Source organism: Streptomyces sp. NBC_01233 (assembly GCF_035989305.1).
Taxonomy (GTDB): Bacteria; Actinomycetota; Actinomycetes; order Streptomycetales; family Streptomycetaceae; genus Streptomyces.
In genome coordinates this window covers 9823933-9838592 of sequence record NZ_CP108514.1, presented here as the reverse complement: position 1 = coordinate 9838592, position 14660 = coordinate 9823933, and the positions used below count along the sequence as shown (strand labels likewise).

The following is a 14660-nucleotide window of genomic DNA, read 5'->3' as shown; positions in this document are numbered from 1 at the left end:
GTCGCGGTCGATGCCGCCCGGCCGGCGCCCGAGCCGATCTTCACGCACTGCGCCGGGGCGGTCTCAGGCCTCGTCGCGCACGAGGGACAGCAGCCGGTCCAGGACGCGGGGGCCGCCCGCGCGGACGCCGTCGTGCTCGAACTCGTCCGTCACCCAGGTCCGCAGGCCCCGGATGGAGCGGGCCGTCTGCAGCGAGTGCGCGGTGTCCACGTACATGTCGTCGTGGTAGACGGCGGCGGCCACCGGCACCTCGTTGGCGGCCAGGCGCGCCGGGTCGTAGAGCGGCTGCCAGCCGGTGCGGGCGGCCAGGAGTTCCGCGGTCTCGCGCAGCGGGGCGAGGGCCGGGTCGGTGGTGAAGTGCCAGGGGTGGATGGTCTCGCCGGTGAAGAGCACCGGCTCGTCGCCCGCGAGGGCCTTGGCCGCGTCGAAACGGGGGTGCCCCGCGCGGACCCGCTCGGCGGCCCATGCGGTGGGTGTGGCCGGGTCCTGGGCGTAGATCGCCTCGTGGACCAGCGCGTAGAGGGGGTGACCGGCGAAGGAGAGCAGGGCGCGGGCGCCCTCCAGGAAGGCGTCGGAGAGGGCCGGGCCTACCGGGGTCGGCACGAAGGCGTCCTCCAGCAGGTAGTGGAGCTGGTGGCTGCCGTCGCCGCCGCCGAGGAGGATGCCGAGGGACTGGAAGCCCTCGACGGTGAGGCGGTGGCCGCCGGGGAGTTCGGCCGGGTGCTCCGCGAGGTGGGCGGCGATCCGGCGGGCGCGCTCGACGTCCATCGGGTAGCGGGCGTAGTGGGCCAGGTTCTTGCGCTCGATGCGGGGGAACGCGGCCTCGTACACCTCGTCGGCGGTGGCGGTCAGCGACGGCAGGCCGCCCGTGATCAGCGCGGCACTGAGGCCCTCGGGCGCGGTGGAGAGGTAGTGGGTGGTGCAGAAACCGCCGAAGCTCTGGCCGAGCACGGTCCAGGGGGCGCCGCCGGTCAGGCCGGGGCGAATGGTCTCGGCGTCGCGCACGATGGAGTCGGAGCGGAAGTGGGAGAGGTACTCCGCCTGCTGGGCGGGGGTGCCGCGCAGGGGCAGGGTCTGCCGGTTCACCGGGGTGGACCGGCCGGTTCCGCGCTGGTCGAGCAGCAGGACCCGGTACTCCGTCAGGGCCCTCTCCAGCCAGGCCTGGCGGCCGATGAACCGGCGGGCGCCGAAGCCCGGGCCGCCCTCCAGGTACAGCAGCCACGGGAGTGTCTCGGGGTCCTTGCCGGTGGCCGCGACCTCGCGGCCGTACAGCTCGATCCGCTCCCCGTCCGGACGGGCGTGGTCCAGGGGGACGGTGAACCGGTGGTCGGTGAGGACCGTGCCGGGCTGGCGGTAGCTGTGGGCGATGGTCACGGGCGGCCCCCTGGGGTACGAGGTGCGGAATTCCGCGCCCCGGCCGGGTGGCGGCGGGGGCGCGGTTGTGGCGGTCCGCCGAGTCTATGGGGTGCCCTGCCGGCCGGGCCGGGCCCGGTGGGTCCGGCCCGGCCGGCGGGCACGGTGTCAGAACTCGACGACCGAGCGGAGCACCTCGCCGCGTTCCATCCGGGCGAAGGCGTCCTCGACCCCGTCGAGCGGGATGGTCTCGGAGACGAAGGCGTCCAGGTCGAGCCGGCCCTGCAGGTAGAGGTCGATGAGCAGCGGGAAGTCGCGCTCGGGCAGACAGTCCCCGTACCAGGAGGACTTGAGGGCGCCGCCGCGGCCGAAGACGTCGAGGAGCGGGAGTTCGAGCTTCATCTCCGGGGTCGGCACGCCGACCAGGACCACCGTCCCGGCGAGGTCGCGCGCGTAGAAGGCCTGCCGGTAGGTCTCGGGGCGGCCCACGGCGTCGATGACCACGTCCGCGCCGTTGCCTTCGGTCAGGCCCTGGACGGCCTTGACCACGTCCTCCGTGCGGCCGTTGACGGTGTGGGTTGCGCCCAGGCCGCGGGCCCACTCCAGCTTCCGGTCGTCCAGGTCCACCGCGATGATCTTCGATGCGCCCGCGAGCCGGGCACCGGCCACGGCCGCGTTGCCCACTCCCCCGCAGCCGATGACGGCGACGGAGTCGCCCCGGCCGACGTTGCCGGTGTTCAGGGCGGCGCCGAGGCCGGCCATCACCCCGCAGCCGAGGAGTCCGGCGGCGGCGGGGGCCGCGGCCGGGTCCACCTTCGTGCACTGGCCGGCCGCCACCAGGGTCTTCTCGGCGAAGGCGCCGATGCCCAGGGCCGGGGACAGCGGAGTGCCGTCCTCCAGGGTCATGGACTGGGTGGCGTTGTGCGTGGCGAAGCAGTACCAGGGCCGCCCGCGCTTGCAGGCGCGGCAGGTGCCGCACACCGCGCGCCAGTTGAGGACGACGAAGTCTCCGGGGGTCACGGAGGTGACGTCCGGGCCGACGGATTCGACGATCCCGGCGGCCTCGTGGCCGAGCAGGAACGGGAACTCGTCGTTGATCCCGCCCTCGCGGTAGTGGAGGTCGGTGTGGCAGACCCCGCAGGCCTGGACCCTGACGAGCGCCTCGCCGGGTCCCGGGTCGGGCACGAGGATCGTCGTCGTCTCCACCGGTGCGCCCTTGCTCCGGGCGATGACCCCTCGTACGCGATGCGTCACTTCGTACCCCGCTCTGATCGAATCGGTCTGGATCAACGAACGTACACGGGCGGCACTCGGTACGGGAGTTGTGTCACGTTTCGGCGCGCGACCCGACCAGATCCGGCGGTACGGCGGCCCGGAGCGCCGCGCCGAAGGCGGCCACGGCGGGATGGGCGCCGGCCCCGCTGCGGAAGGCGAGGCCGGTACGGCGCCGCACGGGCAGACGGGTGAGGCGCACGGCCGGATCCGCGGGGCCGGTGACCCCGAGCTGCGGTACGAGGGCCACGCCCTGGCCGGCCGCGACCAGCGCGAGCACGGTGGCGAACTCGTCGACCTGGTGGCGGACCCTCGGCGTGAAACCGGCGGCCTGGCAGGCCCGTACGGTCATGGCGTGGCAGAGGGTGCCGGGCGTGGCGGTGATCCAGGGCTCCCGCGCGTGGGTGCGCAGGGCCGCGCCCTGGTCGTGCCCCTCGGACGGCTCGGGTGTCTCCCCGGCGGGTGCGGCCAGGTACATCGCCTCGGCGAAGAGGGGCTCGGTGGCCAGGCCCGGCTCCTGCGGGGCGGGGACGAAGTCGTACTCGTGGACCAGGGCCACGTCCAGGTCGCCCGCCCGCAGGGCGTGCGCCACCGCCGCCGGGTCGGTCTCGGAGACCATCGGCTCCAGGGCGGGGTGGTGCCGGGCGAGGGCGGCCAGGGCGGCCGGGACGATGGCGCGCGTGGCGGTGGGGAAGGCGCCGATCCGCAGGGCTCCGGCCAGGCCGCCGCGTGCCCGGGCGAGGTCGGCGTCGGCCTGTTCGAGCCGTTCGAGGATGGCCTCGGCGTGCCGGACCAGGTTCTCCCCCGCCGGGGTGAGCCTCACCCGGCGGCCGGTGCGCTCCAGCAGCGGCAGGCCGGCCTCCCGTTCCAGCACGCCGAGCTGCTGGGAGACGGCCGAAGGGCTGAAAGCGAGGGCTTCGGCCACGGCGGCGATGGTGCCGCGGCGGGCGAGTTCGCGCAGCAGGCGCAGGCGTCGTACATCGAGCATCGGCTCAGCTTACGGTTTCAGTAAGGAATGCGAGCTGGATTTGATGCTCGGGGCGGGTGAGGCTCTTCGGCATGGGACAGGACACGACACGGCACGCGACACCGCACATCGCAGACGACCTCCCGCTCCACGGGATCCACGTACCGCTCGTCACCCCCTTCACCCCCGCCGGGGAGGTCGCCGCCGGGGCCCTGGAGGCGCTCGCCCACGAGGTGCTCGACGCGGGCGCCACCGGGATCGTCGCCCTCGGCACCACCGCGGAGGCGGCCTCCCTCGACGAGGCGGAGCGCGACCTGGTCACCGGCGTGTGCGCCGAGGTCTGCCGGGAGCGGGGGGCGCTGCTGACGGTCGGCGCCGGGGCGAGCGGCACCCGGGCCGCCGAGGCCTCGCTGGCCCGGCTCGCGCGGTGGCCGCAGGCGCGGGCGGCGCTGGTGACCGTGCCCGCGTTCGTACGGCCTTCGGCGCCGGGGGTGTTGGCGCACTTCGCGCGGCTGGCGGAGGTGAGCCCCGTACCGCTGATCGTTTATCACATCCCCTATCGCACCGGGCAGCCGCTGGACGCGGCCGCGCTGCGGGCCCTCGGGGCGCTCCCCGGGGTGGCCGGGATGAAGTACGCCGGCGGCGGCATCGACCAGGACGCGGTGGCACTGCTCGGGGACCTGCCGGCCGGGTTCGAGGTGCTGGCGGGCGACGACGCGTACCTGTCTCCACTGCTGGCGCTGGGCGCGGCGGGCGGGATCCTCGCCTCGGCGCATCTGGCGACGGAGCACTTCGTGGAGCTCGCGGCGGCATGGCGGTCCGGTGACGTCTCCGGAGCGCGGCAGCTCGGGCACGCGCTGGCGCGGATGTCGGCCGCGGCCTTCGCCGAACCCAATCCGGCGGTCGTCAAGGGCGTGCTGCACGCGCAGGGCCGCATTCCGGGCCCCGGCGTACGGCTCCCGCTGCTGCCTGCCTCGCAGGCGGTGGTGGCGGCCACCCTGGAGCGGCTGGGCGAGCTTCCCGTCGGCCCGCCGCAGCAGGCTGCACATGCCGGAAAGAGTCCGTGATGGGCGATTCGCCACCTAAGCGCCCCTAGCCCGAATACGCCGCATCGGGATTGGACTTGCCCGTATTGCGCAAAGGAGCCCGGCCCGTGATGTGAGTCACGCGGGACGGACCAACATCATTTCCACAGAACAGCCGATTCCCTTTTCCCGGAAAGGGAATCGGCTATTTCACCGAGGAGCCTTCATGGTCATTTAACGGGCCGATAGCGGGATGTCGATCTATGGGTGGAATTCGGGGCTTGTTCCCGCCGTCAGGGCTCACTTACGGTCACCTCACTCCAGGTGGTCCGCTCGCCGAATAGGCCGCCGCCCGGGCTCTCCCGTCCCCCCACGCGAGGAATTCCGCCATGCCTGCAAAGGGTAAGCACCGTCGGCCGAAGCACCACCGGATCACCCGCAAGCTGGCCCTGGCCGGCACCGGTGGCGCGGCCCTCACTCTGCCGCTGATCAGCGCGACCACCGCCGGGGCGGTGCAGCCGACCACCGCTCCCGTGGCTCAGACCGCCGCCCCCGCGGCCCTCGCCGCCACTCCCACGACGTATTCCGTGGTCGCCGGCGACACCCTGTCCGAAATCGCGGCGGACCATTCCGTGAGCGGCGGCTGGAAGCAGCTCTACGCGACGAACCGGAGCGTCATCGGCGACAACCCGTCGATCATCCGGCCCGGCATCAAACTGAAGCTCGGCACCCAGGCGGAGACCGCCCGTGCGAGCAGGTCCGCCGCCCGGCCCGCCCTCAAGCCCGCTGCCAAGCCCGCCGCGAAGCCCGCCAGCGCGTACCCGAACAACCTCGACGGGTGGATCCGCGAGTCCCTCGACGTGATGGCCAAGCACGGTATTCCCGGTAGCTACAACGGAATTCACCGCAATGTGATGCGGGAGTCCTCGGGCAATCCGATGGCGATCAACAACTGGGACATCAACGCCCAGAACGGGATCCCGTCCAAGGGTCTGCTCCAGGTCATCGACCCGACCTTCCGGGCCTACCACGTGCCCGGCACCTCGCAGAACTCCTACGACCCGGTCGCCAACATCACCGCCGCCTGCAACTACGCGGCAGCCCGTTACGGCTCGATCGACAACGTCAACGGGCCCTACTAGACCCCGCTTCGGTGACGGGCGGCGCGGACCGACGGGCGGCGCGGACGAGGATCCGCAGGGGCGCCGCCAGGCCGTAGCCGACGTCCCGGCGCAGGGCACCCACGCCCGCCCGCTCCACGCGGGTCAGCTGGTGCTCCATGAGCTCCCTCATGGTCTCGATGACCGGACGCAGTCCGGGTTCGGCGAGGCCGAGGATGCCGTGGGTGGCGTCGAGGGCCGTGCGCGCACGCCGGCTCTCGGCGGCGAGGAGGGCGCGCACGCCCGGGGTGTCACGGGCCCGTTCGAGGTCGGCGCGGGTCACGGAGTGCTCGGCGAGCCGGTCGCGCGGGATGCAGAGCCGGCCCTGCGCGAGGTCCCCGCAGAGGTCTGCGAGGAAGTCGACGCGCTGGGCGGCGTCGACGAACCGCCGCCAGCCGGCGGCCTGTTCGGGGTCGGGGCCGCCCTGGTACTGGAGTCCGGTGAAGACCAGTACGCCGGGCCACGCGTAGGCGTCGAGATAGTGCTGGAAGTCCTCCTCGGCCGCGAAGCCGTCGAAGGCGGCCTCGGCGGTGGCGGCGCCCTCCAGGAAGCGGGAGACCCAGTGCGCGGGGAGTGCGCGGGAGTCCACCGCGTGGGCGTAGGCGCGCAGCACGGGGTCGGGGCTGTCCCCGGACGTCAGGGCCGCCTCGGTCCGCTCGGTCAGCGCGGCGAGGCCCGCGGCCCGCTGCTGCGGGGTTCCGGTCTCGGCCACGTCGTCGACCAGGTTCATGAAGGCGAGTCCCGCGGCGAGGTACGGCACCAGCGGCGGCGCGGCCAGCAGCCGGAGCGCGAGGTACGGGGCGGGTTCGCGGCGGAGCACCCGGCGGGCGGCATGCGTGTAGTCGTCCCGCAGCCGGGGGCCGGACATCCCGGCCGCCGTGAGGGTGGTGCGCCAGCTGGGCATGGTGGTCGAACTCCTCGGTGTACGCGTGGGCGGATGGGAGGGCGCGCGCGTGAGCGCCCTCGCCCGGCTCCGTGCGGCCCCGTGCGGGCACGCGGGGTCAGGTGGCGGTGACCTTCCTGAGGCTGCCGTCGGTCTTCCACAGGACGTAGCCGCCGCGCCCGTACTCGTCGCTGAGGTAGGTGCGGACGGAGGGGACCTGGTCCATCATCCACGGGTCGACGATGACGTGGCGCGAGGTCGGCTTCTCGACCTTCAGGTCCTTCTTGGACTGCTCAAGCATGCCGGGCAGCGCGTCCCAGTTGACCGTGGCCATGTCGATCAGCGGCTCCCCCTCCTCGACCGTGCCGTCCGGGCCCGTGCGCGAGGCCGCCCCGTCCCGGTACTGCCAGGAGTCGACGGTCTCGGCGCCGGCGGCGGTGGGGATGGAGGCGAGGATGTAGCCGTCATAGAGCGTCATGTCGACGAACGTGGTCGTCCCCGCCTGCTTCTTGAACGCCTCCAGGGCGGTGCGGATGTTCTCCGGCGTCATCATGCTGCCCCGGGGCGCGTCCGCCTTCTGCGCACTCGCCTTCGGGGACGGGGTCGAGGAGGCGTCCCGCACGGACGGTGCGGCGGGGGTGGCGACGGCCGGGCGGGTCGCGGCGCCGCCCTTCGCGTCGTCGTCGCCGGAGTTCCCGTCGGGCAGGAGCTGGACGATGCCGACGACGCCGGCCGCCAGGACCGCGGTGATCGCGGCGCCGATCAGGGCTGGGCGCCTGCGCGGGGCGGACGCCACCGGAACGGGCGTCGTGGCCGCCGCGTACGAGGAGCCACCGGAGCTGTACGGCGGCGGGGTGTGCGGCGTGCCGGCCGGCGCGTACGGACCGAACTGCCCGTACGGGCCCGGCACGACCGGGGAGGCGACGGACGGCGGGACGACGGGCGCGGGGCCGGGGCCGGTACCGGAACCGAGAGCAGCGCTCGCGTCGCGGAGCAGTTGTTCCAGCTGCGCTCCGTCGGGCCGCGCGGCCGGGTCCCGCACGAGCAGCCGTTGCAGTACGGGCCCCAGCGGGCCGGAGCGAACCGGCGCCGGGATCGGCTCGTCGAGCACGGCGACGACCGTGGCCAGGCTGGTGGCCCGGCGCAGCGGATTGGCCCCCTCGGCGGCCACGTACAGGAGCATGCCGAGCGACCACAGGTCCGAGGCGGCCAGCCCCTCCTCCCCGCGGACCCGCTCGGGTGCGATGTACTCCGGTGAGCCGATCAGCACTCCGGTCGCGGTGAGCCCGGTGGAGTCGTGCAGCGCGGCGATGCCGAAGTCGGTCAGGACGGCCGACCCGTCGGGGCGCAGCAGTACGTTGGCGGGCTTCACGTCACGGTGGAGGATGCCCTCCGCGTGCGCGGCGCGCAGCGCGGACAGGACGTCGAGGCCGAGCCGCACCGCCTGCACGGGCGGCATCGGTCCGGACTCCAGGCGGTCGTACAGGGAGCCGCCCCTGACCATCTCCATGACGATCCACGGGTGCCCGCCGGCACCTTCCGCCGGTTCGACGATGTGGTGGATCGTCACGACGTGGGGGTGGGCGAGGCGGGCGAGGGCGCGGGCCTCGCGGACGGCGCGTTCGCGCAGCTGGTCCGCGAGGCCGGGCTGGGCGGCGGCGGTCGCCGGGTCCGGCGGGCGTACCTCCTTGAGTGCGACCTCTCGGTGCAGGGCTATGTCGCGCGCCCGCCAAACGGTACCCATGCCGCCGCTGCCCAGGGGCGCGACCAGTTCGAAGCGCCCGTCGATCAGCTGTCTGTCGGCCTCACTCGTGTCCATGGCGGATCATCGTAGGCGCCGCCACCGTCAGCAGCGTCGGCGGTCCGCCATGACCGTTCCCTGGACGGTGTTCACCGTGCGGTCGTAGCACCCGCCGGGCGCTTGCGGCCCGTACAGCCGGTAGCGCGCCGTGGTGGTGGCGACCGCGTGCCGCTGGTCGCGCGGGACGTTCGCCGTGTAGGTGGCGTCACCCGTGTACCGGTCGTCGAGCCGGGAGGAGTCCACCGGCCGGCCGCCGCGCAGGGTGACGGTGTCCGCGCGGTCGCCGAGCGAGAGGACGGTGCGCAGCCGGTCACCGGCGCCGAGGGTGGTCTCGCCGTCCATCGTGTAGGTGCGGGCGGTCCGGGTGGTGGTCGGCCCGTGCGTGACGCTCTCCTCGTCGGTCCAGGTGGCCTCGAGCGCGTCGAGGTTCTCGCCTTCGGTCCAGCGGTGGACGGAGGTGCCCCGCACGGTGCGGGTGACGGTGGTGGCCACCCGGCCGTGGGAGGTGTCCAGGTGCCCGGCGACGGTCAGCCGGTGGCCTCCCTCGGTGTCCAGTCGGTGCTGTCCGCCGGGCGCGGCGGGCGTCCAGCGGGAGTGGCCCGTCGGAGCGCTCTGCTCGTGCCGGGTCAGAGCGCCGGTGACGACCTGCCGGGCCTCGTCCTGCCACAGCAGCAGGTTGGTGGGGGTGCTCCAGCCGCTCTGGCCGGCCGGCACCCCGGCGACGGACACCTCGATCCGGTGCGGGCGGCCGTCGTTGAGCAGGGCGGCGTAGGGGGTCAGGTCGTAGCGGATCGGCTGCACGTCGAAGGCGCGCGGGCCGGGCGTGACGTACCACAGGAAGGGGTTGGACCAGCCGCCGGTCCAGACCGTGGGGAAGGGCGCGGCGATGCCCGCGAGCCGCCCGTCGACGGAGACGCGGACCTCGCGGTGGGGGCCGCCGGCGGCCTTGCAGGAGTACGGGGCCGCGTCCGGGGTGGTCATGTACCAGTACTCCTCGCAGCCGCCGCCGGAGCCGGTGGCGTACACCTCGGCCAGGAGGCGCTCGGTGTTGCGCGGGGTGGTGACCGACGGGGAGGTGAGGGGCAGGACGCGGTCGGGGGTGTCGGGGGCCGCGGTGCCACCCTCCGCGGCGTAGAAGGTCAGGGTCACCTTGACGTCGATGACACCGGTGTAGGTGTCGTCGACGACGTTGCCGATGAGCATCTCGACGGGCTGCGGGCGGGCGAGGGTGTCGCGGTAGCGGGTGACGTCCTTCTCCACGGACCAGGTGATCCCGTCGGGTGAGGGCTGGGGGGTGGAGGTCCGCAGGATCTCGGCGCCGCCGAGGGAGAGGTGGCCGAGCCGGTCGTACTGGCGGCCCTTGACCTTGCCGTCGAGACGCAGGACCACCTTCGCCCAGGGGCCGGCGCCACAACCGGCGGGCGGCGCGTAGCTGCCCTGGTACGGGGTGAAGTCGCGGAACTGCGCCTCGGCGAGGGTCACCTCGCAGGACCGGGTCGCGGGCCGGGTGACGGGCGGGGCGGGGGTGAGGGGGTCGTGCCAGTCGGTGCCGAACTCGGCGGGCGGCGGGTCGGCCGGGGTCCGGCCGGGCGCGGGCGCCGGGTCGGCCCGGGAGAGGCCGTGCGCGGACGGCGGGTCGGCCGGAGTGAGGCCGTGCGCGGGTCCCGCGGCGGCCAGGGTGCCGGCGGCCAGCGCGATCGCGCCGAGCAGGCCCGTGATCCTGTGTCGTCTCATGGACCCGAAGTGAAACCCGGGCCGGGCCGGCCGTGCCAGGGCCGGTGCGCGGACCCTGGCCTGTTCTCGCCGTCAGCCGCGCAGGACGACCACGCCGTCGTCATCCGCGTGGACCGTGTCCCCGGGGCGGAAGGTGACGTCCCCGATGGTGACGGGCTCGTCCACGGCGCCGGCGCCGGTCTTGCCGCTCTTGCGCGGGACCGTGCCCAGCGCCTTGATGCCGAGGTCGAGCCCGCCGAGGGCGACGCTGTCGCGGACCGAGCCGTTGATGATCAGGCCCGCCCAGCCGTTGCTCTCGGCCGCACCGGCGAGGAGGCCGCCGACCAGGGCGGTCCGGGGCGAACCGGCGCCGTCCACGACGAGCACGGCGCCCTCGCCCGGTGTGTGGACGAGGGCGCGCAGCAGGGCGTTGTCCTCGTGGCAGCGGACGGTCCGTACGGGGCCGGCGAACAGGCGGCGGCCGCCGAACTGGCGGAACGCGGTGGCACAGATGCCGAGGGATTCGCCGTACTCGTCGTACAGATCGGCCGTGGGGACGGGGGTGACGCTCATGTCGGTACCGGTTTCCTCGCTGCTCGTTCTCGTACATCGCGCGGTCCGGCCAGGGTAGTGGGGCCTTCGTCCGGCGCGGCGAGGGGTACCGTGCCCGGCCCGCACCCGGACGTCGGCCGGAACCTGACGGGTCGTGGTGCGGGTGCCGGCCCGCGGAGCCGGGTCAGTCCCGCGAGTTGCCGAACAGGATGCGGTAGCCGATGAGCAGGACGAGCGAGCCCGCGATGGCGGAGCCCCAGGTCGCCATGTCGAAGAACTCCGTCTGGATCGGCTTGTCCAGGACCTTCGCCGAGAGCCAGCCGCCGATGAACGCGCCGGCGACGCCGATGAGGGTGGTGCCGATCAGGCCGCCGGGGTCCCGGCCGGGCAACAGGACCTTGGCGATGCCGCCGGCCAGCAGTCCCAGGATGATCCAGCTGACGATCCCCATGCCCAGTCACTCCGCTTCGGTGGTTCGGTGGTTCGGTCGTTCGGTCGTTCGGTCGTTCGGTGCTTCGGTGCTTCGGTCGCCGTCCAGCCGTTCTTTGCACCCGGACGTTCACCAGGGAGGACGCGACCGTTGCCGAAACGGTTCTCTCCGGCTCAGACCGCCACGCGGCCGACGGGCTCGGCGGCGGCCGGGGCCACGTCGGGCACCGCCCGCGGGAGAACCGCCCCGCCGGAGGGCGTCCGGGTCAGCAGGACCACCCCGCGGGCCGCCAGGAGGGCTCCGGCCGCGGCCAGCAGCATCCCCGGGGCTCCGCCCTGGAGGCGTTCGCCGAGCAGGACCATGCCGATGGCGGCCGCGGCGAGCGGATTGGCCAGGTTCACCACGGCGAGCGGGGCGCCGAGTCCGCCGCGGTAGGCCCGCTGCGACAGGAGCATCCCGCCCACGGCGAAGAACACGACGAGCAGGGCCACCGCGACGACCCGGACGCTGAGCAGGGCCCCGCCGCGGCCGCCCGCCACGGCCACGGTCTGGGTCAGTGCGGAGGCCGCCGCGGAGGCCAGCCCGGACGCCGTCGCGTGCCGCAGTCCCGAGCGCGGGTCCTTGGACGCGGTCAGCGCCAGGATCACCGCGGCCGTCGCCCCGGAGACGGCCAGCGCCTCGGCCAGGGTGAGGGTGTCGTCGGGAGCCGGCCCGGAGGCCGGCAGGAGCAGCAGGCCGAGCCCGGCGACGGTGGCCAGGGTCCCCCGCCATTCGGTGGCCGCCACCCGGCGTCCGGCCCGGCGCGCGCCCAGCGGGACGGCGGCGACCAGGGTGAGCGCGCCGAGCGGCTGCACCAGGGTGAGGGGGCCGTAGCGCAGGGCTGCCGCGTGCAGGAGCGCGGCGGACGCGTTCAGCCCGGCCGACCACCACCAGGCGCCGGAGCCCATCAGGGCCTTGGCGCTGCGCGCGACGGCGGCGCGGGCGAGGCGCTCCTGGGCGACGGCGCCGGCCGCGTAGGCCAAGGCCGAGGCGAGGCAGAGCGCGAGGGCGAGGACGGTGTCGTTCACTGCCCGGCCCCCACGGCGGCCGCGGCACCCTGCCGGTCCGGCAGCCCTCGTACGGCGTCCGCATCGGCGTCGGCGCCCGGGTCCGGGTCCGCGCCCGGGACGCTGCCGGGACCGCTCGCGCGCGGCCTCGGGACCAGCAGCAGGGCCGCGCCGAGCAGGACCGCGGCCACGACCGCGTCGAGCCAGTAGTGGTTGGCCGTGCCGACTATGACCAGCAGGGTCAGCAGCGGGTGCAGCAGCCACAGCAGGCGCCACCGGGAGGGGGTCTTCCCGCCCGGGGACTCGGTGCGGGTGGCGGCGATCACGCCGAGCGCGAGCATCAGCGCCCAGCCGAAGTGCAGCGAGGGCATCGCGGCGAACTGGTTGGCCAGGGTGTCGGCGTCCGGCGCGGCCCGGTAGACGGTGGGCCCGTAGACCTGCCCGGTGTCGATGAGCTGCGCGGCTTCGAGCATCCGCGGGGGCGCGAGGGGGAAGGCGAGGTGCAGGACGAGGGCGGCTCCGGTGAGCACGGCCAGGACCCGGCGGGTCCACAGGTAGTGCGCGGGGCGGCGGATGTAGAGCCAGATCAGGAAGAGCGCGGTCGCGGGGAAGTGAACGACCGCGTAGTAGGTGTTCGCGGTGTGCACGAGGGCGTCCCCGTGCAGCAGCAGCCGCTGAACCGCGCCTTCACCGGGCAGGCGCAGGGTTCTCTCGGCGTCCCATATTCGCTCCGCGTTGCGGAAGGCCTCCCCGGTGCGGTCCGTCGAGAGCAGCCGGCCGGCCTTGTACACGATGAAGAAACCCGCGACGAGCAGCAGCTCGCGTATGAGGCGACGGCGCGCGGCTCTCGGTCCGGCCGGCCCGGCCTCCGGCACGGCGGGTGTGGTGTGGGAGGTCATCCCCCGGTCTCTCTTCCTGTTTACGCGCACTGCGACACGCCAGTGTATCGATACATTGGCGTATCGATACGCTGGTGTACCGATACGCTGGTGTACCGATACGGTCGCGTTCCCGTACACTTCCGTAGTGGAACCGCCGCCGAGGAGCCCCCGAGGAGAGCCGCAGCCATGACGTCGACGCCGACCCCCGCGCGCCGCTCCAAGATCACCCCGGAGCGGGAGCAGGAGTTCTACGACGCCGTCCTGGAGCAGCTGCGCGAGCACGGCTACGAGGCGCTGACCATGGAGGGCGTCGCCGCCCGGGCCAGCTGCGGCAAGTCCACGCTCTACCGCCAGTGGAAGACCAAGCCCCAGCTCGTCGCCGCCGCCCTGCGCGCCGGCCGGCGCGGCACCCTCGTCGCGGTGGACACCGGGACGCTGGCGGGTGACCTGCGCGAGGCGGCCCGGATCGCGGCCGGCACCTCCGGGCGCGACACCCGGCTGACGCAGGCCCTCGGACACGCCGTGCTCAGTGACGAGGAACTCCAGGCGGCCCTGCGCGAGGCACTGGTCGAGCCCGAGCTCGCCGCGTTCGACGTGATGGTGCGGCGGGCCGTGGCGCGCGGCGAGATCGCCGCGGACTATCCGGCCGTCGAGTTCCTGCCGGCCCAGCTGATGGGCGTGCTCCGGATCCGGCCGTTGCTGGAAGGACGGTACGCGGACGCCGACTACCTGGTCCGGTTCGTCGACGCGGTCATGCTCCCGTCCCTGGGTCTGACACCTTCCCGCCCCGCCCGGCCCCCGGCCGGACGGACCCCCTGAACCGGCGGGCCGCCGTCCCGATGACCTGACGGCGACCCGCCCGCGCTGCCTCGTGGGGGCGGCGGCAGCGCGCCACCCGGACCGGGCGGCGGCCACTCACACGAGGAGTGGCCGCCGCCCGGTCTGTGCGGCACCGCGCCCGCCCCGGCGGTCGTGTTCAGCGGACACCGCCCATGACCCGGGCGAACTCCTCCGGGTCGGTGTCGAACCCGCGCAGCCGCACCTCGAACGACCAGGCGCCCGACGCGTCGCGGGTGAACTCGGCGACGGTGGCCGCGGTGGCGGAGGGCACGGACGCGAAGTCGCTCTGGGCGAGGTCGGTGTGCCCCTCGCGGATCCGGAACCCCGTGCCGGCGATGTCGGCGAAGGTCTTCGCTCGGCCCGCGCCCGTGTCCGCGCCCACGCCCTGGATGACCACGCCGACCACCACCCGGCACAGCTCGGACCGCATCCGGTCCAGCTCGAAGATCATCACCTCGTCGAAGCCGAAGCCCTGGCCGGTGTGGCTGTCCCGGTTCAGGGTGATGGTCCCGTCGGGGGACCGGCTGCCGAAGTGGACCAGCTGGGCCGGCGCGCCGTGGAGGTCCCCGGCGCCGTAGACCGCGGCGACTATGTCGAGGTCGTTCGCGGGCGTGCCCGCAGGGCTGGGGTCCCACCGCAGCGCGAATTCCACCTTGGCCAGGCCCTTGCGTACACCAGTCACCGAACTCCCCCTTCGTTCACCAGGACTTGCCCCTGCATGATCCCACGGGCCACCG

At 74.1% G+C, this 14660-nt stretch carries 14 protein-coding genes; 3 read left to right on the top strand and 11 right to left on the bottom strand.

Features of this window, described 5'->3' with window-relative positions; genetic code table 11:
* Positions 1-63 precede the first annotated feature (63 nt).
* From OG332_RS45205 to OG332_RS45195, 3 genes are all read right to left on the bottom strand, one after another.
* A complete protein-coding gene (locus OG332_RS45205; protein ID WP_327419567.1) occupies positions 64-1368 on the bottom strand; it encodes an alpha/beta fold hydrolase in 1305 nt (434 codons plus the stop codon).
* A gap of 153 nt (positions 1369-1521) precedes the next feature.
* Positions 1522-2607 (bottom strand): S-(hydroxymethyl)mycothiol dehydrogenase, encoded by a 1086-nt coding sequence (locus tag OG332_RS45200; RefSeq protein ID WP_327418904.1) that lies wholly within the window; start codon positions 2605-2607, stop codon positions 1522-1524.
* A 73-nt stretch (positions 2608-2680) separates the two neighbouring features.
* Positions 2681-3613: a LysR family transcriptional regulator gene (locus OG332_RS45195; RefSeq protein WP_327418903.1), complete on the bottom strand. Its 933-nt coding sequence runs from the start codon at positions 3611-3613 to the stop codon at positions 2681-2683.
* Between the two features lie 71 nt (positions 3614-3684).
* Between OG332_RS45195 and OG332_RS45190 the strand changes: the two genes are divergently transcribed.
* On the top strand, positions 3685-4659 hold the full coding sequence (locus OG332_RS45190; protein ID WP_327418902.1) for a dihydrodipicolinate synthase family protein: 975 nt from the start codon (positions 3685-3687) through the stop codon (positions 4657-4659).
* Between the two features lie 347 nt (positions 4660-5006).
* Positions 5007-5759 (top strand): transglycosylase SLT domain-containing protein, encoded by a 753-nt coding sequence (locus tag OG332_RS45185; RefSeq protein WP_327418901.1) that lies wholly within the window; start codon positions 5007-5009, stop codon positions 5757-5759.
* Here the strand turns inward: OG332_RS45185 and OG332_RS45180 are convergent.
* From OG332_RS45180 to OG332_RS45150, 7 genes are all read right to left on the bottom strand, one after another.
* Positions 5743-6681 carry a phytoene/squalene synthase family protein gene (locus OG332_RS45180; RefSeq protein ID WP_327418900.1) on the bottom strand — a complete coding sequence of 313 codons (939 nt, stop codon included), beginning with the start codon at positions 6679-6681 and terminating at the stop codon, positions 5743-5745. The two genes, OG332_RS45185 and OG332_RS45180, sit on opposite strands and share 17 nt — an antisense overlap.
* Positions 6682-6778: 97 nt before the next feature.
* Positions 6779-8479 (bottom strand): serine/threonine-protein kinase, encoded by a 1701-nt coding sequence (locus OG332_RS45175; protein WP_327418899.1) that lies wholly within the window; start codon positions 8477-8479, stop codon positions 6779-6781.
* A 27-nt stretch (positions 8480-8506) separates the two neighbouring features.
* Positions 8507-10195 carry a peptide-N4-asparagine amidase gene (locus tag OG332_RS45170; RefSeq protein WP_442816315.1) on the bottom strand — a complete coding sequence of 563 codons (1689 nt, stop codon included), beginning with the start codon at positions 10193-10195 and terminating at the stop codon, positions 8507-8509.
* A 72-nt stretch (positions 10196-10267) separates the two neighbouring features.
* Positions 10268-10747: a ribonuclease E activity regulator RraA gene (gene rraA / locus OG332_RS45165; protein WP_327418898.1), complete on the bottom strand. Its 480-nt coding sequence runs from the start codon at positions 10745-10747 to the stop codon at positions 10268-10270.
* A 163-nt stretch (positions 10748-10910) separates the two neighbouring features.
* Positions 10911-11177, bottom strand: a complete 267-nt coding sequence (locus OG332_RS45160; RefSeq protein ID WP_327418897.1) for a GlsB/YeaQ/YmgE family stress response membrane protein — start codon at positions 11175-11177, stop codon at positions 10911-10913.
* 152 nt (positions 11178-11329) lie between these two features.
* Complete coding sequence (locus OG332_RS45155) at positions 11330-12223, bottom strand: DMT family transporter (RefSeq protein ID WP_327418896.1); 894 nt, start codon at positions 12221-12223, stop codon at positions 11330-11332.
* Positions 12220-13101 (bottom strand): phosphatase PAP2 family protein, encoded by an 882-nt coding sequence (locus OG332_RS45150; protein WP_327418895.1) that lies wholly within the window; start codon positions 13099-13101, stop codon positions 12220-12222. The genes OG332_RS45155 and OG332_RS45150 overlap by 4 nt, the downstream gene beginning before the upstream one ends.
* A gap of 168 nt (positions 13102-13269) precedes the next feature.
* Here OG332_RS45150 and OG332_RS45145 point away from each other — a divergent pair, with 168 nt between their 5' ends.
* Entirely contained in the window at positions 13270-13902 is a 633-nt protein-coding gene (locus OG332_RS45145) for a TetR/AcrR family transcriptional regulator (protein WP_327418894.1), read from the top strand.
* A gap of 157 nt (positions 13903-14059) precedes the next feature.
* Here the strand turns inward: OG332_RS45145 and OG332_RS45140 are convergent, their stop codons facing one another.
* Positions 14060-14605, bottom strand: coding sequence for a TerD family protein (locus tag OG332_RS45140; protein WP_327418893.1), 546 nt, complete (start codon positions 14603-14605; stop codon positions 14060-14062).
* Positions 14606-14660 lie beyond the last annotated feature (55 nt).

Bases quoted from the DNA above. Each gene is read 5' to 3' on its own strand.
- OG332_RS45195 (WP_327418903.1), bottom strand. From the start codon at position 3,613: ATGCTCGATGTACGACGCCTGCGCCTGCTGCGCGAACTCGCCCGCCGC.
- OG332_RS45190 (WP_327418902.1), top strand. From the start codon at position 3,685: ATGGGACAGGACACGACACGGCACGCGACACCGCACATCGCAGACGAC.
- OG332_RS45185 (WP_327418901.1), top strand. From the start codon at position 5,007: ATGCCTGCAAAGGGTAAGCACCGTCGGCCGAAGCACCACCGGATCACC.
- OG332_RS45180 (WP_327418900.1), bottom strand. From the start codon at position 6,681: ATGCCCAGCTGGCGCACCACCCTCACGGCGGCCGGGATGTCCGGCCCC.
- OG332_RS45175 (WP_327418899.1), bottom strand. From the start codon at position 8,479: ATGGACACGAGTGAGGCCGACAGACAGCTGATCGACGGGCGCTTCGAA.
- OG332_RS45170 (WP_442816315.1), bottom strand. From the start codon at position 10,195: ATGAGACGACACAGGATCACGGGCCTGCTCGGCGCGATCGCGCTGGCC.
- rraA (WP_327418898.1), bottom strand. From the start codon at position 10,747: ATGAGCGTCACCCCCGTCCCCACGGCCGATCTGTACGACGAGTACGGC.
- OG332_RS45160 (WP_327418897.1), bottom strand. From the start codon at position 11,177: ATGGGGATCGTCAGCTGGATCATCCTGGGACTGCTGGCCGGCGGCATC.
- OG332_RS45150 (WP_327418895.1), bottom strand. From the start codon at position 13,101: ATGACCTCCCACACCACACCCGCCGTGCCGGAGGCCGGGCCGGCCGGA.
- OG332_RS45145 (WP_327418894.1), top strand. From the start codon at position 13,270: ATGACGTCGACGCCGACCCCCGCGCGCCGCTCCAAGATCACCCCGGAG.